At 48.9% G+C, this 18,902-nt stretch carries 17 protein-coding genes and 1 other annotated feature; of the genes, 15 read left to right on the top strand and 2 right to left on the bottom strand.

The genetic code is table 11. From position 1 onward, the window contains the following. Nucleotides 1–62 precede the first annotated feature (62 nt). The 13 genes from rny (at nucleotide 63) to nrdD (ending at nucleotide 12,019) form a co-directional block, all read left to right on the top strand. Nucleotides 63–1,628: a ribonuclease Y gene (gene rny / locus DXA20_RS11085; RefSeq protein ID WP_022306005.1), complete on the top strand. Its 1,566-nt coding sequence runs from the start codon at nucleotides 63–65 to the stop codon at nucleotides 1,626–1,628. Nucleotides 1,629–1,752: 124 nt separating this feature from the next. Further along, nucleotides 1,753–3,171 (top strand): ASKHA domain-containing protein, encoded by a 1,419-nt coding sequence (locus tag DXA20_RS11090; protein ID WP_118560804.1) that lies wholly within the window; start codon nucleotides 1,753–1,755, stop codon nucleotides 3,169–3,171. A 101-nt stretch (nucleotides 3,172–3,272) separates the two neighbouring features. After that, nucleotides 3,273–4,064 (top strand): pyrroline-5-carboxylate reductase, encoded by a 792-nt coding sequence (proC, locus tag DXA20_RS11095; protein WP_118560806.1) that lies wholly within the window; start codon nucleotides 3,273–3,275, stop codon nucleotides 4,062–4,064. 76 nt (nucleotides 4,065–4,140) lie between these two features. Next, a complete protein-coding gene (locus DXA20_RS11100; protein WP_243100626.1) occupies nucleotides 4,141–4,926 on the top strand; it encodes a M23 family metallopeptidase in 786 nt (261 codons plus the stop codon). Between the two features lie 19 nt (nucleotides 4,927–4,945). After that, nucleotides 4,946–5,749: a GTP pyrophosphokinase gene (locus DXA20_RS11105; protein WP_022306001.1), complete on the top strand. Its 804-nt coding sequence runs from the start codon at nucleotides 4,946–4,948 to the stop codon at nucleotides 5,747–5,749. A gap of 28 nt (nucleotides 5,750–5,777) precedes the next feature. Next, the gene (locus DXA20_RS17195; RefSeq protein WP_279222373.1) at nucleotides 5,778–5,912 is read left to right on the top strand and encodes a hypothetical protein; all 135 of its coding nucleotides are present in this window, start codon (nucleotides 5,778–5,780) and stop codon (nucleotides 5,910–5,912) included. Then, complete coding sequence (locus DXA20_RS11110; protein ID WP_243100633.1) at nucleotides 5,909–7,063, top strand: RsmB/NOP family class I SAM-dependent RNA methyltransferase; 1,155 nt, start codon at nucleotides 5,909–5,911, stop codon at nucleotides 7,061–7,063. The genes DXA20_RS17195 and DXA20_RS11110 overlap by 4 nt, the downstream gene beginning before the upstream one ends. Continuing rightward, the gene (locus DXA20_RS11115) at nucleotides 7,009–7,359 is read left to right on the top strand and encodes an RsmF rRNA methyltransferase first C-terminal domain-containing protein (RefSeq protein ID WP_243100634.1); all 351 of its coding nucleotides are present in this window, start codon (nucleotides 7,009–7,011) and stop codon (nucleotides 7,357–7,359) included. The genes DXA20_RS11110 and DXA20_RS11115 overlap by 55 nt, the downstream gene beginning before the upstream one ends. 98 nt (nucleotides 7,360–7,457) lie before the next feature. Beyond that, nucleotides 7,458–8,027: a hypothetical protein gene (locus tag DXA20_RS11120; RefSeq protein WP_022305999.1), complete on the top strand. Its 570-nt coding sequence runs from the start codon at nucleotides 7,458–7,460 to the stop codon at nucleotides 8,025–8,027. A gap of 48 nt (nucleotides 8,028–8,075) precedes the next feature. Continuing rightward, nucleotides 8,076–8,792, top strand: coding sequence for a pseudouridine synthase (locus DXA20_RS11125; RefSeq protein WP_243100627.1), 717 nt, complete (start codon nucleotides 8,076–8,078; stop codon nucleotides 8,790–8,792). A 68-nt stretch (nucleotides 8,793–8,860) separates the two neighbouring features. Next, nucleotides 8,861–9,070, top strand: a complete 210-nt coding sequence (locus tag DXA20_RS16820) for a hypothetical protein (RefSeq protein ID WP_243100628.1) — start codon at nucleotides 8,861–8,863, stop codon at nucleotides 9,068–9,070. Between the two features lie 33 nt (nucleotides 9,071–9,103). Then, on the top strand, nucleotides 9,104–9,640 hold the full coding sequence (locus tag DXA20_RS11130) for a Holliday junction resolvase RecU (RefSeq protein ID WP_022305997.1): 537 nt from the start codon (nucleotides 9,104–9,106) through the stop codon (nucleotides 9,638–9,640). A 201-nt stretch (nucleotides 9,641–9,841) separates the two neighbouring features. Then, on the top strand, nucleotides 9,842–12,019 hold the full coding sequence (gene nrdD / locus DXA20_RS11135) for an anaerobic ribonucleoside-triphosphate reductase (protein ID WP_118560810.1): 2,178 nt from the start codon (nucleotides 9,842–9,844) through the stop codon (nucleotides 12,017–12,019). 116 nt (nucleotides 12,020–12,135) lie between these two features. Here the strand turns inward: nrdD and DXA20_RS11140 are convergent, their stop codons facing one another. Continuing rightward, the gene (locus DXA20_RS11140; RefSeq protein ID WP_118560812.1) at nucleotides 12,136–13,050 is read right to left on the bottom strand and encodes a putative ABC transporter permease; all 915 of its coding nucleotides are present in this window, start codon (nucleotides 13,048–13,050) and stop codon (nucleotides 12,136–12,138) included. A gap of 122 nt (nucleotides 13,051–13,172) precedes the next feature. Then, nucleotides 13,173–13,417: a binding site (T-box leader), on the top strand. Nucleotides 13,418–13,524: 107 nt separating this feature from the next. Between DXA20_RS11140 and DXA20_RS11145 the strand changes: the two genes are divergently transcribed. After that, nucleotides 13,525–15,192: a 2-isopropylmalate synthase gene (locus DXA20_RS11145; RefSeq protein WP_118560814.1), complete on the top strand. Its 1,668-nt coding sequence runs from the start codon at nucleotides 13,525–13,527 to the stop codon at nucleotides 15,190–15,192. Nucleotides 15,193–15,406: 214 nt separating this feature from the next. Here DXA20_RS11145 and DXA20_RS11150 read toward each other — a convergent pair whose 3' ends face one another. Then, entirely contained in the window at nucleotides 15,407–16,588 is a 1,182-nt protein-coding gene (locus DXA20_RS11150; RefSeq protein ID WP_118560816.1) for an MFS transporter, read from the bottom strand. A gap of 240 nt (nucleotides 16,589–16,828) precedes the next feature. Here DXA20_RS11150 and galT point away from each other — a divergent pair, with 240 nt between their 5' ends. Beyond that, on the top strand, nucleotides 16,829–18,328 hold the full coding sequence (gene galT, locus DXA20_RS11155; RefSeq protein WP_118560818.1) for a UDP-glucose--hexose-1-phosphate uridylyltransferase: 1,500 nt from the start codon (nucleotides 16,829–16,831) through the stop codon (nucleotides 18,326–18,328). Nucleotides 18,329–18,902 lie beyond the last annotated feature (574 nt).

The following is an 18,902-nucleotide window of genomic DNA, read 5'->3' on the forward strand; positions in this document are numbered from 1 at the left end:
ATTAAATCGTTGTATTGTGCTTAAAATATACAACGAAATCATATAAGGAGGTGTCCTTTTCGATGTCACCGGTAGCATATATTATTATTGCTATTGTTGTTCTATTGGTTGGGATTATCGTTACCGCGCTTGTCACAAAAAAGGTGGCTGTAGACAGTTACATTAAGTCAGAGGAGCAGCAGCTTGGTTCTGCACAGGACAGAGCGAAGCAGATTGTTGATGAAGCTCTGAAGAATGCAGAGACTACAAAGCGCGAAGCATTGCTTGAGGCGAAGGAGGAAGCGATCAAGACAAAGAATGAAATTGAGCGCGAATCCAAGGAACGCCGTGCAGAACTTCAGCGATATGAAGAACGAGTATTGTCGAAAGAGGAATCTCTGGATAAAAAATCAGGACAGCTGGAAAGAAAAGAGGCAGCCCTTAACAAAAAGGATGCAAGTCTTGATGCCCTCAAGGAAGAGTTAGAGCATGCAAAGGAAGAGAATCTGCATAAGCTTGAGGAAATTTCCGGCTTAACTTCTGAACAAGCGAAAGAATATCTTTTAAAATCTGTTGAAGAAGAAGTAAAACATGAAACAGCAGTTCTTGTAAAAGAACTGGATCGTAAGGCGAAGGAAGAAGCGGACAAGAGAGCAAAGGATTATGTAGTCAATGCTATTCAGCGGTGTGCGGCTGATCATGCAGCAGAGACCACGATATCAGTTGTCCAGTTGCCGAACGATGAAATGAAGGGACGGATCATCGGACGTGAGGGACGTAATATCCGTACTCTTGAGCAGCTTACAGGTGTTGATCTGATCATTGATGACACACCGGAGGCAGTTATCATATCTGCATTCGACGGAGTAAGACGTGAGGTAGCACGTGTTGCTTTGGAGAAGCTTATAGTAGATGGTCGAATTCATCCTGCACGGATTGAGGAAACAGTCATTAAGGCTCAGAAGGAAGTTGAGTCAATGATCCGCGAGGAAGGTGAGGCTGCGACACTTGAGGTGGGTGTTCACGGCATTGATCCGGAGTTGATCCGTTTATTAGGACGAATGAAGTTCAGAACCAGTTATGGACAGAATGCGTTAAAGCATTCGATCGAGGTGGCGCATTTATCCGGTCTGCTTGCGGCAGAGCTTGGTGAGAATGTCCGTATTGCAAAGAGAGCTGGTTTGTTACATGATATAGGTAAGGCAGTTGATCAGGAGATTGAGGGAACGCATATCCAGATCGGTGCAGACCTGTGTCGCAAGTATAAAGAATCAAAGGTTGTTATCAATGCCGTGGAAGCACACCATGGTGATGTAGAGCCGGAGTCAATTATCGCATGCATCGTTCAGGCTGCAGATGCTATTTCTGCGGGCAGACCGGGAGCACGCCGTGAGACTTTGGAGACCTACACAAACAGATTAAAACAGTTAGAGGATATTTCGAATAGCTATGAAGGCGTAGAGAAATCATATGCCATTCAGGCTGGACGTGAGGTGCGGGTTATGGTCGTACCGAGTCAGGTAAGTGACGATGATATGGTACTTATGGCGCGGGATATTTCCAAGCGGATAGAGTCTGAATTAAAGTATCCGGGTCAGATTATGGTTAATGTGATTCGGGAATCCAGAGTTACCGATTATGCAAAGTAGACACAACAATATCTAGAATTAGAAATCGTCACGGATTAATTTCCGTGACGTTTTTTTCGCTGTAAGGGGAGATTCCGGAGACAGCGGAAACACTTCGCAACAAATCTTAACACGAGGTGAGAATATGCAGATCATTCGTGCGGCAGCCACTGACACAGTCAAGGGGAATGCCGCGTATGAAATACATGAAAAAAGAAAAGAAACAGGCCGGCAAAGGTCTGACAGGCATGATCCGGAGAAGGCAGGAACATTGTCGGAGGAGGCATCGTTACAACGAGGGCGGTATGGTCTGGCGGTGGATGTCGGGACTACAACTGTAGTCATGGAACTGTATGAGCTTATCTCCGGTCAGAGGCTTTCCGGTCTTTCCCGTAGGAACAGCCAGACACTTCTTGGGGCAGATGTGATGATGCGTCTGATGCATTGCCAGAGAGGGCAGCAGGCTAAGCTGGAAAAACTGATCAGACAACAGCTTGAGGAGATGGCGGAGGAGATCTGTGCGGGCTTTTGCGAGCCGGAGCAGGTTGAACGGATCGTGGCAGTCGGCAACACAACGATGTGTCATATCCTTCTGGGGCAGGATACGTCAGGGTTGTCTGGCAGTCCGTTTTGCCCGGCATACCGTGGTATATTCCGGTGCCAGGGAAGTAAGCTTGGCATGAAACGGCTGAGGGAAGCACAGGTGATCGTTCCGGCCGGGATTGATGCACATGTCGGAGCGGATGCGGTGGCAGTGATCAGCTCACTGAATTTCATGGAAGCGCCGGGCAATGTGCTTGCTGTTGATATCGGTACGAATGCAGAGATTGCACTGAGCAGCCATGGCAGGCTCACAACCTGCTCGGCACCGGCGGGACCGGCATTTGAGGGAGCGCAGATCGAGCAGGGGATGCGTGGTGAACCCGGAGCAATTGCAGGTGTAAAGATTGCCAGACAGATTGGCAACATTCTGTTAGACGTGATCCCCGGACCGGGCAGGGAACCGCTTTTCGTAAAGGGAATCTGCGGCTCCGGTCTGATCGATGCAGTAGCGGCTCTGCGCCAGTGTAATGTGATACGGCAGGATGGGTATCTTTTGCAGTCTCCGAGCGAGGAGAAGCTGCCACCGTTTCTTGCAGAGCGCATCACCGACAAAGGCTTTATGCTGTATCAGAGTCCGGAGGGAAAGCATGTGTATCTGACCCAGAAGGACATCAGACAGTTTCAGCTTGCCAAGGCATCGGTGCAGGCGGGAATTGAGATGCTTTTACGACGGCAGGAGATCACGCTGGCGCAGGTAGATACGTTATATATTGCCGGTGTGTTTGGCGGCCACATTTCCAAGAGAAATGCTGTGCTGACAGGATTATTCCCGGACATTGCACCGGAGAAGCTTGTGATTGCCGGGAATGCTGCCGGGAAAGGAGCTGCACAGGCACTTCTGTCGGAGACATTTCTTGAACAGACAGAATGGATCGGCAGCCATGCCGGTCATGTGGAGCTGGCACAGCAGGAAGAATTTCAACAGCAGTTTATGGATGCCATGGCAATTGTGCCGTGGTAGTTATTAACAATAGGATGCAAGGGTCAGAAGCGACCCGGCAAGCAGTTTTGTTTGCAAATATACAGAACCATCGATGTTTGCGGACAATGAAAGGAGAGTATATGAAGGTTGGATTTATCGGAGCAGGCAACATGGCAACTGCAATGATCGGAGGAATGCTTCAGAAGGGATTGTTGCAGGCGGAGGATATTATTGCGTCCTCTGCCACGCAGAAGACGGCAGACAAAGTGGCTGAGCAGTTTGGAATAAAGACCACATTAGACAACAGGGAAGTCGCAAAGGCAGACATTGTGATCCTTGCGATCAAGCCAATCTACTGTGAGCAGGTCATTAAGGAAATTCGCGATGAGATCCGTGAAGATCAGATCATCGTAACGATCGTTGCCGGAAGATCGCTGCAGTGGCTTGCTGATACCTTTGGAAAGCCGCTTAAGCTGATCAGGACTATGCCAAATACGCCGGCACTTGTCGGGGAGGCAGTGACAGCACTCTGCCCGGGGGAGCTGGTAAGCACAGAAGAGACTGAGAAGGTCTGCAAGCTGTTCAGGGGCTTTGGTAAAGCAGAGGTCGTTGGTGAGCATCTGATGGATGCAGTTGTTGCGGTCAGCGGAAGCTCTCCGGCATATGTTTTTATGTTTATTGAGGCGATGGCAGATGCAGCTGTTGCAGAGGGAATGCCGCGCGCGCAGGCATATCAGTTTGCGGCACAGTCTGTACTCGGAAGTGCCAGAATGGTATTGGAGACCGGAAAGCATCCGGGTGAGTTAAAGGATATGGTATGTTCCCCGGCAGGAACAACGATTGCCGGAGTGTGCAAGCTCGAGGAAAAGGGATTTCGCAGCAGTGTCATGGAGTGCATGAAGGCGTGTGCGGAGAAGTCCCGCAATATGTAGCATAAGGTATAATCATGGGATGGATGTCGTATATATACATTGAGTCTGCGAGCCTTGTTGACAGGGGAGCGTGTTCATGGAGAGAAATATATGGCATCATAATATCAGAAAATATGTTATCCTTATCAAAGCAGGACTGGTCGCTTTGTTGATCGTGGCGGGACTTTGGTGTGCGGAGTATCAGAACCGCTGGCAGAGCCGGATGGACAATGCACAGGAGCTGATGCAGGATCTTAGGAAGCAGGATGCCGAAGCGCTGTTTCCGAAGCTCTGGCAGGACGCCAGATGCTTTCCGGTGCGAAGCAGTGACAGTACGCAGCAAAACGGAGGCACACAGCGGGAAAACGGTGGTTCACGGCAAAGCGGCGGCACACAGCAGGAAAACGGTGGTTTGCGGCAAAGAGGAGGTTCACAGCAAAACGGCAGTTTGTCGAAAAGCTGGGGCTTTGATGATGGATATGGAGAGGGAAGAAGCTACGGCGGCAGCAGACGTCATGAGGGAATTGATATTATGGCGGTCGATGCCGATGCCGGAGAATTAGAGGTGCAATCCGTTTCGGATGGTACGGTCGAGCAGATGGGATGGCTCGAGTTAGGAGGATACCGGGTTGGTATCCGGAGTCCGGGAGGTTTATATTTTTATTATGCACATCTGGATTCGTACGCAGCAGGTCTTCAAAAAGGAGATACTGTCAAGGCGGGAACCCTGCTTGGCTATATGGGGGACACCGGATACGGGCAGGAGGGTACACGGGGAAAGTTCCCGGTGCATCTTCATTTTGGCGTTTATTATGACAAAAACGGAGAAGAGAAAACAATAGACCCATACCGGCTTTTGCGGTGTCTGGAAACGAAACTATGAAAAGGGGATGAGACAGGCAATGGAAATTCAACTGTGGAGGGAAATATTAGATCCGTACCGGCAGGCGGTCGATGAACTGACGGTCAAATTTGAACATATGATCGAGGAACATCACAATGCAGGACTGTATTGCCCGATCGTGCAGGTCAGCGGACGTGTCAAAAAGATATCCAGTATTCTCGAGAAATGTCAGCGTAAAAACGTGCCGATGGAGGAGCTGGAGGAAAAGATTGAGGATATTGCAGGAATCCGTATTATCTGCCAGTTTGTAGAGGATATCGAGAAGGTAGTGGAGATCATCCGCAAACGCAGCGATGTGATCATCAAAAAGGAAAAGGATTACATTACGAACAGCAAAGAAAGTGGTTACCGCAGCTATCATGTGATCGCGTACTATACCGTGCAGACGATCAACGGACCGAAGAATCTGGAGGTGGAGATCCAGATCCGGACGCTTGCCATGAACTTCTGGGCAATTATCGAGCATTCCCTGCAGTACAAATACAAAGAAAACATGCCGGACGAGGTCAGAGGACGTCTGCTTCGTGCTGCCAAGGCGGTGGACGCACTTGATATGGAAATGTCGTCAGTGCGCGATGAGATCATGGATGCACAGAATTCCAACAGGCGGCGGGCAAGCATTGTCAGTGATATACTGAACAATATTGAGAACCTTTACCGGACGATGAATAAGCGCGAGGTTGGCAAGATACAGGATGAGTTTTTCCGGGTATATCAGTCAGACGATGTTGCGCTGTTAGAGCGTTTCAACCGTCAGCTCGATGTGCTGTCTGAGTCTTACCGGGCGCAGAGCTTAGATTGATCAAAGAGATTGGAAGGATAACGAACAGATGACAGTCACATTACCACAGCAGTTTCAGGATACGATGAGAGAGCTGCTTGCAGAGGAATATCAGGACTATATAAAAAGCATGGAGGAGCCTCGCATACGGCGCTCAGGGTCAATACGCACAAAATATCACTGACGGAGTTTGCAGAGCTTTGTCCGTTTGCATCGGAGCCTGTGGCGTGGGAACCGAAGGGCTTTTATTATGACAGTACCGGTGCGGCGGTGTCGAAGCACCCGTATTACTATGCCGGTCTGTATTATATACAGGAGCCAAGTGCCATGATCCCGGCAAAGCTGCTTCCGGTGGAGAAGGGCGACCGTGTTCTGGACCTGTGTGCCGCACCGGGAGGAAAGGCAACGGAGCTTGCGTCAAAGCTGGACGGAAGCGGTATTCTGGTGGCGAATGATATCAGCGTTTCCAGAGCAATGGCGCTTGCCAAGAATCTTCAGGTGGCAGGGACCACGAATGCGGTTGTGACTGCCGAAACACCGGAGAAGCTGGCAGATACACTGCCGGAGTTTTTTGACAAGGTGTTGATCGATGCACCATGCTCCGGAGAGGGAATGTTTCGTCGTGATCCGTCCATGGTTAAAAGCTGGCTTGCACACGGACCGGAATATTATGTGCCGATCCAGACGCAGATCCTGGAGCAGGCATACCGTCTTCTGGCGGCAGGCGGCGATATGGTATATTCTACCTGTACATTCTCTCCGCTGGAGAATGAGGGGATGATTCAGTCCTTCCTGGACAGGCATCCGGACATGACGATCTGTGATGTGGAACGCTGTCCGGGCTACTCAGAAGGTATGCCGGAGTGGATCGACGGCGGTGATGAGAGCTTACGCAAATGCGTCCGTATCTTTCCGCACCGTGCCGGAGGAGAAGGTCACTTTGCAGTGCTTCTGCACAAGGCGGGAGATCCGGATGAAAAACGCATGACCTCGCTTGCGGAGGAGACTGGTGTTGGAGCGGATGGAAAGTGCATCACCTCCTTTGCGGAAGAGACCGGTGTTGGAGCGGATGGAAAGTGCATCATCTCCTTTGCGGATGAGACCGGCAACGGAGCGCGTGAGGAAAACACCTTGCTAAGAAAGGCAAAGGCAGAAAGAAGAAATCCTCCCGCAGGGATGATGGACGCGACCGTGGATTGGGAGACAGACGGAAGGGGCAGGAGGAGCCGGAAAGCTTTTTTAAATCGCTGTCTTCGTCAGCACCATTTACAGAAAAGGATCTGTCCCGGAAAAAGGACACCTACCTTATCGAAGCACTGCATCAGAATGAGATGAAAGGTCTTCGGATGGTGTCTGGCGGTCTGATCTTTGGAACAGACAAGAACGGCAGGTTCGAGCCGTCTGCGCAGCTTGCGCTGGCAATGAGGCAGGAGGATTATGTGCAGCGGATCAATCTTACCGCCTCGGACGAGCGTGCCGTGCGGTATCTGAAGGGGGAAACAATCCTTTCCGACTGCATGGACAAGGGCTATGTGCTGGTGTGTGTGGATGGTTATCCGCTGGGCTGGTGCAAGGGCAATGGCTCCGGTACCTTGAAGAACAAATATTATCCCGGTTGGCGCATGCAGTAAAACAGACGCGCAACACCGGCAAGGACATCGACGTACCGTTTTGCGGACGGGACAAGCTTATATCCGTTGATCGCAGAAAAACAAAATGGAGGAAAATTATGCTGGAAAAAGGAAGCTTTGAGTATATCAACAAGAAGAAAAAACGGAAGATCATTATGGTAATTGCGATCATTGTGATCGCATTGGCAATCTTTGGAGTCGGACTGTTACTGAACAAAATGTCGCGGGCAAATATCTTTACGGTGCTTGCGATCCTTTGTGTGCTTCCGTGGGCGAAGCAGCTTGTCGCACTGATCGTATTATTTCCATATCACAGTGTGAGCAGGGAACGCTACGAGAAGGCAAAGGAGTGCGTTCAGGCAAATGGGCTGCCGGATGTGAAGCTGTATACGGATCTTGTGATCACTTCTCCGGAGAAAGTGATGAATCTGGATTTTGCGGTTGTGGGAGCCGGTCATGTGATCGCACTGGTCGGCAAGAGTGGTCAGGACGTAGAATATATCCGGAACTATCTGACTAACGGAGTACACCAGTGGGGCGATTTCCAGGTGCAGATCGTCACCAGTGAGAAGCTGTTTCGTAAGGAGACAGAGCGGATGCAGGAGCATGCGGTGACAGAGGACGAGGCAGAAAATGTAGATTCCTATATCCGGTCACTGATCGTATAGAAAACGGATAAAGCAATGAACAGAGAGCAGATCAGAATGGAGAGATAAATGCGCGTATTAAAGGTAAGTGTCCAGGAAGAGGGACAGAGGCTGGATCGTATGCTGGCGAAATATATGCAGCTTGCTCCGCGGAGCTTTTTCTATAAAATGCTGCGCAAGAAGAACATTAAGCTCAACGGCAAAAAGGCAGATGGTTCCGAGAAGGTTGCTGAGGGGGATGAGATTACACTGTATCTTGCCGATGACACGATCGACGGCTTTCGCAAGCAGAGTACAGCCCGTGAGGAGAATGCGAAACAGCCGGAGAAGCCACAGATGAAGATCGAGGTTGTCTATGAGGATTCCGATATTCTTGTGTTAAATAAACCGGTCGGTGTTCTGTCCCAAAAAGCGGACAGAAAAGATTATTCTCTTGTGGAGTGGCTGGGGGATTATCTGGGACAGACATCAGGACAAACCTTCCGTCCCGGCATCTGCAACCGTCTTGACCGCAACACCAGTGGTCTTGTTGTGGCGGGCAAAAGCGTGCGCGGTCTTCAGTGGATGAATGAGATGTTTCGCACCAGAGCACTGGAGAAATATTATCTCTGTCTTGTACATGGAGCACTGTCGGTGGAACAGAGCCTCCACGGTTATCTGAAAAAGGACGAAAAGAAAAATAAGGTTATGGTGCTTCGCAGACCGGAGGCGGGTACAGTGGAGATTGAGACGAAATATAAGCGCTGCAGACCGTCCGCTGGGGGGGAGAAGCATACACGCTGTTAAAGATCCACCTGATCACCGGAAAGTCCCACCAGATCCGTGCGCATCTGGCAAGTATCGGTCATCCGGCAGTGGGGGATACCAAGTACGGTATTCCGGGAGGACAGGCAGAGAAAACATTTCATCTGCGCAGCCAGCTTCTGCATGCATGGCAGTTAAAGCTTGGGGATGCAGACATTCTGCCACAGATCTATCATGGAAGGAGCTTTCAGGCAGAGCCGCCGGCGAAATTTAAGAATGTGCTCGAGAGAATGGGGTTTGCGCCGGCCGCGGACCGGTAAGACCGCTTCCCACTAAGAAAGGCAGGAGAGAATATGGCTTCATGGAATTCCAGAGGACTTCGAGGTTCTATGCTGGAGGAATCCCTGAATATGACCAATGAAAAGTACCGCAGAGAAAAGCTGGCACTGGTACAGAAGATTCCAACGCCGATCACGCCGATGGAATTTGACAAGGAACACCATCATATTACACTTGCGTATTTTGAACAGAAAAGTACCGTGGATTATCTGGGAAATGTACAGGGAATCCCGATCTGTTTTGATGCAAAGGAATGCGCGGTCGATACATTTCCGCTGCAGAATATTCATGAGCATCAGGTGAATTTTATGACCGAATTTGAACAGCAGGATGGCATTTCATTCCTGATCATTTATTTCAGCCATTGCAATGAATATTATTATGTGCCGTACCGGGATATGATGCGGTTCTGGAACCGTGCAGAGGCGGGAGGACGCAAAAGCTTCCGGCGGGAGGAGCTGGATCAGAGCTACCGTATCCGGGTGCAGGGAGAGGTATTTGTTCATTATCTGGAGATGCTGCAGCGGGATCTGGATGGCAGAGAGGACTGAAAATGGTGCGAAGCCCCGAATATACAGGGATTTGCGGCATTATACTATATATTGTGGTTAGACTGTTGCAGAATACAATATGTTGCTATGTTTATATTGACACGTATCATTGGATATGCTAACATTGTTATTGTGACCTGGAAAGGAATACCGGGTCACAATTTTATGTATATCGTTATCAGATAAGGCAGGTTGAGGAGAATGAAAATTATAAAAAGAAGCGGGACAGAAACAGTCTTTGATATCACAAAGATCACGGCAGCGATCACAAAAGCCAATAAGGAGATCCCAACAAGCGATCGTCTTTCATTACAGCAGATTCAGGAGATTTCAGACAATGTCGAGCAGATGTGTCTGGAGATGAGGCGTTCACCAAGCGTGGAGGAGATTCAGGATATGGTGGAGAACCAGATCATGAACAAGCGTGCATTTGCACTGGCGCGAAAGTATATCACCTATCGTTATACGAGAGCCCTCGTCCGAAAGTCCAATTCGACGGATGACCAGATCTTAAGTCTTCTCGAGTGCAATAACGAGGAGGTCAAGCAGGAAAATTCCAACAAGAATCCAACGGTCAACAGTGTTCAGAGGGATTACATGGCAGGAGAGGTCAGCAAGGATATCACCAAGCGTTTTCTGTTACCGGAGGATATCGTTCATGCACATGAACAGGGAGTCATTCATTTTCATGACTCTGATTATTTTGCACAGCATATGCACAACTGCTGTCTTGTGAATCTGGAGGACATGCTGCAGAACGGCACTGTGATCAGCGAGACTGCGATTGAGCGGCCGAAGAGTTTCTCAACCGCCTGTAACATAGCGACACAGAGCATCGCCCAGATCGCCAGCTCCCAGTATGGTGGACAGAGCATCAGTCTGGCACATCTGGCACCGTTTGTCGATGTGAGTCGTCAGAAGTTCCGCCGGATCGTGCGGGAGGAGTTTGAGGCATCCGGCGTCAATGCGACGGAGGAGCAGATCAATAAGGTTGCCGAGCTTCGTGTTCTTGATGAGATCAAGAAAGGTGTACAGATGATTCAGTATCAGGTGATCACGCTGATGACCACCAACGGACAGGCACCGTTTGTTACGGTGTTTATGTATCTGGATGAGGTGCCGGAGGGCAAGGTGCGTGATGATCTGGCACTTGTGACAGAGGAGATCTTAAGACAGCGTATTCTCGGCGTCAAAAATGAGAAGGGCGTATATATCACACCGGCATTCCCGAAGCTGATCTACGTGCTGGAGGAAGACAATGTCAGAGAGGGCAGTAAGTACTGGTATCTGACAAAGCTTGCCGCAGAGTGTACCGCAAAGAGAATGGTGCCGGATTATATTTCCGAGAAGAAGATGCTTGAGCTCAAGGTTGACAAGAACGGTGAGGGCCACTGCTATCCATGCATGGGCTGTCGTTCCTTCCTCACGCCTTATGTGGATGAGAATAATAAACCGAAGTATTACGGAAGATTTAATCAGGGCGTTGTCACCGTCAATCTGGTGGATATTGCATGCTCCTCCGGTGGAGACATGGATAAGTTCTGGGAGATCTTCGATGAGAGAATGGCACTCTGCAAAAAGGCATTGATGTGCCGTCATGACCGGCTCAAGGGAACACCGTCCGATGTGGCGCCGATCCTCTGGCAGTACGGCGCACTGGCAAGATTGAAGAAGGGCGAGACGATCGATAAGCTGCTGTACGGCGGTTATTCTACGATTTCCTTAGGCTATGCAGGTCTTTGCGAGTGTACAAGATATATGACCGGAAAGTCCCACACGGATCCAAGTGCGACTCCGTTTGCACTTGAGGTTATGAAGCGTCTGAATGCGGCATGTGCGAGGTGGAAGGAAGAGGAGAATATTGACTTCAGCCTTTACGGTACACCGCTCGAGTCCACAACCTATAAGTTTGCCAAGTGTCTGCAGAAGCGGTTTGGCATGATCAAGGGTGTGACCGATAAGAACTACATTACGAACAGCTATCACGTACATGTGACAGAGCCGATCGATGCATTCGAGAAGCTGAAGTTTGAGGCGCAGTTCCAGGAGCTTTCTCCGGGCGGTGCGATCAGCTATGTCGAGGTGCCGAATATGACAGACAATATCGATGCGGTACTTAGCGTGATGCAGTATATTTACGAGCATATCATGTATGCAGAGTTAAATACCAAGAGTGATTACTGTCAGGAATGCGGCTATAACGGCGAGATCCGGATCGTCACCGATGAGGATGGCAAGCTGATCTGGAAATGTCCGAACTGCGGCAATACTGACCAGAACAAAATGAACGTTGCAAGACGAACCTGCGGATACATCGGAACGCAGTTCTGGAATCAGGGAAGAACCCAGGAGATCAAGGAAAGAGTTCTCCATCTGTAAATAGAATTTGAAACCAAAAAGCTCCGGCGGCTGATCACCTTTCCCGAGAATGGGGAATGTGTGATCCGGTCTGCCGGAGCTTTTGAAATACTGCGGTATGCTTGTCTGACTAAGATTTACTTTTCGAAATGCTCATTTTCGGAAGTCTGCAACAGGAAATCCTTCAGGCGGATCGCAATCCGCTTGTGTCCCGTTTTATGGACAGACTGTGGGATAAACTTCAAAGTAGGGAACGCCTGCATGATACGTTTATTGCCAAAGAAAGGATTCTTTTTCTGGAAAGCAGCATGACGCTCCTTGTATTCGCGGAAGCGAGCCTCGATATCGGCAAGCTTGGAATCCTCGCCGATATGGTTTGCCTTCAGTTCCTCGAGACGTTTTAGGAAGTTCTCGGCACGTTCGTTCTGCGTGTGGATCTTTGAGAAGATCGCCTGGCGCAGAGGACTGAAGCGTTCTTCCTCAAGCTGCGCCACCAGCTCGTCCCGGAAATGGTACAGAGCCTCCAGCTGGCTGCGGAAGTTGATCGTTGAGATTACGGTGTATGTCAGGTCACAGGCGGCGATCACGGTGACGACGATCAGAAGGATCACGCCGGTACGGTAAGGGATCGCATTGATGATCGATGAGACTGCCGGCTGCAGAAAATCAAACGCAAGCAGGGAAAGGAAGCCCCAGAACATGGACGGTACAAGTGCGATGCGTCCCTCAAAGTTGTAAGGGTCCCGGCTGTAATCCCACCACTGTGCGTGGAACAGCTTCTCCATACCCCATGAGGTAAAATACTCGATCGCCGTGGCGAGAAGCATGCCGCCCAGATACAGCAGGGACGGGTGCGGCTCCAGAGGACGCAGGAATACATACACGATCGTCCCGCCAAAGCCGTAGAGCGGCAGAAGTGGTCCGACCAGAAAACCGCGGTTGATCACCTTATGCTCCTTCAGAGAACAGAAGGAACATTCGTAGATCCAGCCAAAGAAGCTGTATAAATAAAAATCCATCAGAATAAAATACCATGATAAGCCTAAAAACATATCTTCACCTCATATATTTATGTCGTTTCACTTTTGTTATAATGAAGTATATTACAGGAAATGAGAGAAAAAATCAAATTGGGGGTTCCCAAGCGGAACGGTTTGTGTTATAGTAATTGGTATCAAAAGCGAAGAAGAGGAATAGTAGCTGTCGAAGCCTCATACAGAAAGCTGTTGGTTGATGCGAAACAGTTGATGTGAAACAGTGAACTCGCCTTGGAGCTGCCGGTTGAACGATAGTAGATTTGGACGGACTCCCACCGTTACAGGGGAAAGGTATTGGATTCTGTTTTTCTTGTACCTGTGAGAGCATGATATATTCATGAATAAGAGTGGTACCGCGTGAGAATATTCTCCCGTCTCTAAGAGTAGAGACGGGTTTTTATTTGCTGAAATATTTTCTGAAAGGATGTTTGGCAGATAAAACTCCGTGAGAAATGGAACAAAATTAATTCAAAATGGAGGGTTAGAATCATGAAGGGATTTGAAAAGTATCAGAAAACATATTTTATGCCGTCAGAGGTAACCTATGACTGGGTGAAAAAGGACAGCATCACAGAACCGCCGGTATGGTGCAGCGTTGATCTGCGTGACGGTAATCAGGCACTCATCGAGCCGATGAGTCTCGAGGAGAAGGTGGAGTTCTTCAAGATGCTTGTGAAGATCGGATTCAAGGAAATCGAGGTTGGATTCCCTGCTGCATCCGAGACAGAATATAATTTTCTGCGTACTTTGATCGATCGGAAGCTGATCCCGGATGATGTTACGGTGCAGGTTCTGACACAGGCGAGAGAACACATTATCCGTAAGACCTTTGAGGCGGTTGACGGAGCACCGAATGCGGTTGTACATGTATATAATTCCACTTCCGTGGCACAGAGAGAGCAGGTATTCCGCAAGTCCAAGGAAGAGATCAAGAAGATCGCCGTTGACGGTGCAAAGCTTCTGAAGGAGTTAGCAGCAGAGGTAAAGGGCAATATCCGTTTTGAGTACAGCCCGGAGAGCTTCCATGGTACAGAGGTTGAGTATGCGGTTGAGGTCTGCAATGCTGTTCTGGATGTATGGCAGCCACAGGCAGATGCCAAGGCGATCATCAATATTCCGTCTACCGTAGAGAACGCAATGCCTCATGTATTTGCAACACAGATCGAATATGTCAGCAAGCACTTGAAATACAGAGACAACGTTGTACTTTCCCTGCATCCGCACAATGACCGTGGCTGCGGTGTGGCTACAGCGGAGCTTGGTGTTCTTGCCGGTGCAGACCGTATCGAGGGAACATTGTTTGGTAATGGAGAGCGTACCGGTAACATGGATATCGTTACCATGGCAATGAATATGTTCTCACACGGCGTAGATCCAAAGCTGGACTTTTCCAACATGCAGGAGATCGCAGACACTTACGAGCGTCTGACCAACATGCAGGTATCCATGAGACAGCCATATGCAGGAGAGCTTGTATTTACCGCATTCTCCGGTTCGCATCAGGATGCGATCTCCAAGGGTATGGTATATCGTGAGGAGAAGAACTGCGAATACTGGACGGTTCCTTATCTGCCGATCGATCCAAAGGATGTGGGACGCACTTACGATTCCGATGTTATCCGCATCAACAGCCAGTCCGGACGTGGCGGCGTCAGCTATGTATTAAAGAACAGCTTCGGTCTGATCCTGCCGGATAAGATGAAGGAAGAGGTTGGATATCTGATGAAGAGTGTTTCCGATCATCGTCATGCGGAGCTTTCTCCGGAGGATATGAGAGATGTATTCAAGGAGACTTATCTGGACGTTGAGAAGAAGTTCGATGTATCTGAGTGCCACTTCAAACAGAAGGACGGTATCGGTGCTGAGGTAACGATCGTTGTTGACGGCAGGGAAAATGTTGTGGATTCCCATGGTAACGGTCGTCTCAATGCAGTAAACCATGCGATCAAGAAGTACTTTGATCTGGATTATGCATTGGATGTATACGAGGAGCATGCGTTGTCAAAGCGTTCCGATTCACAGGCGATCTCCTATGTAGGTATCAAGCCTGCCGGACAGGAGAAGCTGTACTGGGGTATCGGCACGGATGATGATATTATCAAGTCCTCAATCGACGCACTGGTCAATGCGGTGAACCGTTATATGGAAGCAAAATAATACGATGCAGAAGCCGGAAGCAGACCGTGATGGCTGCGCCGGCGATGGCAAAAGTTGTTTGGCTTCGAGATTATAAAAAAGGGCAAAACCAGCGTTTTGTCCTCCAAGAATTGCTTCGCAATTCTCGTTGGCATTCCACCACATTACATGCATTTTCCTATACCATCAAAAAGGAGTGTCCTAAATTTTGGACACTCCTTTTTGTCATGAAAGCCTATTTCTCATATTTGCGGCAGGCTGCCAGTCCGGCAAGCATCAGTACCGGGAAAATGATCGCGGACAAAAGTCCGAGCTTCAAATTATCCTGCAGTGCAGAGGAGATAAAACCAACCATGGTTGGTCCGGAGGAACATCCGATATCTCCGGCAAGTGCGAGAAGTGCAAAGATCGTGGTGCCGCCCTGTGGACAGACCTTAGAACTGATACTGAAGGTGCCGGGCCACATGGCTGCAACCGACAGACCGCAGACACCGCAGGCGGCAAGAGAAAGTGCCGGGAGCGGGGAGAAGGTAACGATCAGATAGCTGATCATGCAGAGCACGGCACACGCACTCAGATATCCGGTCAGAGAGAAACGCTCGGCAACATGGGCGTGAAGAACTCTGCCGGAACCCATCAGAATTGCGAAAAAGCACGGACCGGCAAGATCACCAACCGTTTTGGAAACATGAAGACCTGTTTCGGCAAGGGCAGATGCCCACTGGCTCATCGCAAGTTCCGATGCGCCACTGCAGACCATCAGAAGGGCGAGTACCCAGAATACCTTTTCTTTTAACAATGCCGTGATCGTCATGCCGCGTCCCTCGTCGGCAAGAGAGTTGATCGGTACAAAGCAGAAATAAACAGCATTGCAGGCAGGGATAATTGCCCAGAGGGCTGCGATGATCTTCCATGAGCTTAAGCCGACTGTGTTAAACAGAAGCGTGGAGACCAGAACAACCAGCACCGAACCCCAGCAGTAGAAGGAGTGCAAAAGACTCATGGCAGCCCCCTTCTTATCCGTCGGGCATGCCTCTACGATCGGGCTGATGATCACCTCGGTCAGACCGCCGCCGATGGCATAGATCACGACGGCGATGCTGATGCCGATATACGGATCCGGTGTGAGCTCCGGCAGGATGCCGAGAAGCACAAGTCCGACGGCAGCAAAAACATGTGCCAGAACGGCATTGATGCGGTAGCCGATCCGATCCGTGAATTTCGCCGAGAACAGGTCCACCAGAATCTGTGTGACAAAATTGATCGTCACCAAAAGACCGATCCGGGAAAGGGAAATCCCATAGGTACGGTGAAATGTCACAAACAGAAGCGGGGCGAAATTGTTGACGATCGCCTGTGTGATGTAACCGATATAGCTGGCGGCAATGGTGTGTCGAAAATCAGTTTTAATACTCATAACTAACTCCAATCTTTATCCTGTGTCAATGAATTTTCTGATAATAGCCTATCACGTTATTTTTCGAAAATCTGTAATAATATCAGCGACTATTAACACTATTTTGACAGATGAAATTATGGTCCATCCGTTGTGAATCCGAGGGAAACATGGTAAAATAGAAGTAGTGTGGGATTCCGGCCACAGGTGGCGGGGATTTCATCCGGAGAAAGACGAATATGAGGAAACGAGGAGAAAGCGATGAGTGATATCAATAAAAAGATCAGGGAACTTGTGAATTATGGTTTACATACCGGACTTGTTGTGCCGGAGGACGAGATGTACACGATCAACCGACTGCTAGAGATCCTGAAGCTGGACGAGTATAAGGAGCCGGAGAATGCGTGTCCGGTGCCGGATCTGGAGAAAACGCTGAGTGACATTATGGACTGGGCATATGAAAACGGGGTTCTCGAGGAGAATACTGTAGGTTATCGTGATCTGTTTGATACAAAGCTGATGGGCGCACTTGTTCCGGCACCGAGTGTCGTGATCGCAAAGTTCCGGGAGCTGTACCGCGTATCTCCTCAGAAGGCGACCGATTTTTATTATAAATTCAGCAGAGATACCGATTATATCAGACGTTACCGGATCTCCAGAGATATGAAATGGACGGCAGAGACGGAGTACGGCACACTTGATGTCACGATCAACCTGTCAAAGCCGGAGAAGGATCCGAAGGCGATTGCGGCAGCGAAGAATGCAAAGCAGTCTGCATATCCGAAATGTCTTTTGTGCAGGGAAAATGAGGGCTACGCCGGACGACTGAATCACCCGGCAAGACAGTCACACCGTATTATTCCGCTCATGATCGAGGGGGAGAAATGGGGCTTTCAGTATTCTCCGTATGTATATTATAACGAGCACTGCATCGTATTTAATCAGAAGCACACGCCGATGAAGATTGATGAGTCGGCATTCCGTAAGCTGTTATCCTTTGTAAAGCAGTTTCCTCATTATTTCCTTGGCTCCAATGCGGATCTGCCGATCGTAGGCGGATCGATTCTGGCACATGAGCATTTTCAGGGTGGTCATTATGAATTTGCGATGGAGAGAGCACAGATCAAGACAAAGCTTACGATCAAGGGCTACGAGGATGTGGAAGCCGGTATTGTTAACTGGCCGATGTCTGTCATAAGAATCCGTCATAAGGACAGTGAGCGTCTGGTTGCTCTTGCGTCCCATATTTTGGATACATGGAGAGGCTATACCGATGAAGCGGCATTTATCTTTGCAAAGACCGATGGCGAGCCGCATAATACGATCACGCCGATCGCGAGAATGCGTGACGGACTGTATGAGATGGATCTGGTGCTTCGTAACAATATCACGACCGAGGAGTATCCGCTGGGTGTATTCCATCCGCATCAGGAGCTGCATCATATCAAGAAGGAGAATATCGGTCTGATCGAGGTAATGGGACTTGCCGTTCTGCCGGCTCGTCTGAAAAAGGAAATGGCAGTATTGGAGGAGTATATCGTACAGGGCAAGGATATCCGCAGCAATGAAGAGATTGAGAAACATGCCGACTGGGTAGATGAGTTCCTTCCGAAGTACGATAACGTGACGGAGGACAATGTGGAGGAGATCCTGCAGAAGGAGATCGGTATTGTCTTCAAAAAGGTGCTGGAGCACGCCGGTATCTATAAGAATACGCCGGAGGGACAGGAAGCATTTCTGCGATTTGTAGAAGCACTGTAGAGTGCACGAATGAAGTGGTGTCAATTTGCAAATGTTCTAAGATTTCTGACGCTCGTTGTGCATTGAGGTTTTATTATTCATGAATACAAGTTCTCAGGTTGATATGTGTCCGGTTTGTAGGATACATATCAACCTGAGAACTTTTTCACATTATAGGAAACTTGTCGTTCCCTATAATGTGAAAATGCTCCGCGAGGATGCGATCACCGCACAGAGGAAGATTGCGTAAGCAATTGTGCGGTGACGCGCAAAGTGGGCAAGCCCACTTTGTTCTTTGTTTGAAAAAAGGTACAGATTACACGGAATAGTTCTAAAATACATGGTCAAAATGAGCAAAAAAGCCCCAAATTGACCAAAAATGGCGTTTTTGTGTCGTTTCGTGCAAAAGCTATTCTTTTTTTGACTAAAATATGTTAGGTTGTCAGTAAACAGTACGTGTAATGTAAATTTAGAGAAGACGACCTCACTGTTCACGAATAGAGCAGACAATGTTGCAACAACTTAATAATAAATTTAACAGATAATTTTGATAAAAAATAATAAATAATTAACTATTTGATGACAAGTATGAAAA

This window comes from Roseburia sp. AM59-24XD, assembly GCF_003478445.1.
GTDB lineage: Bacteria > Bacillota > Clostridia > Lachnospirales > Lachnospiraceae > Jutongia.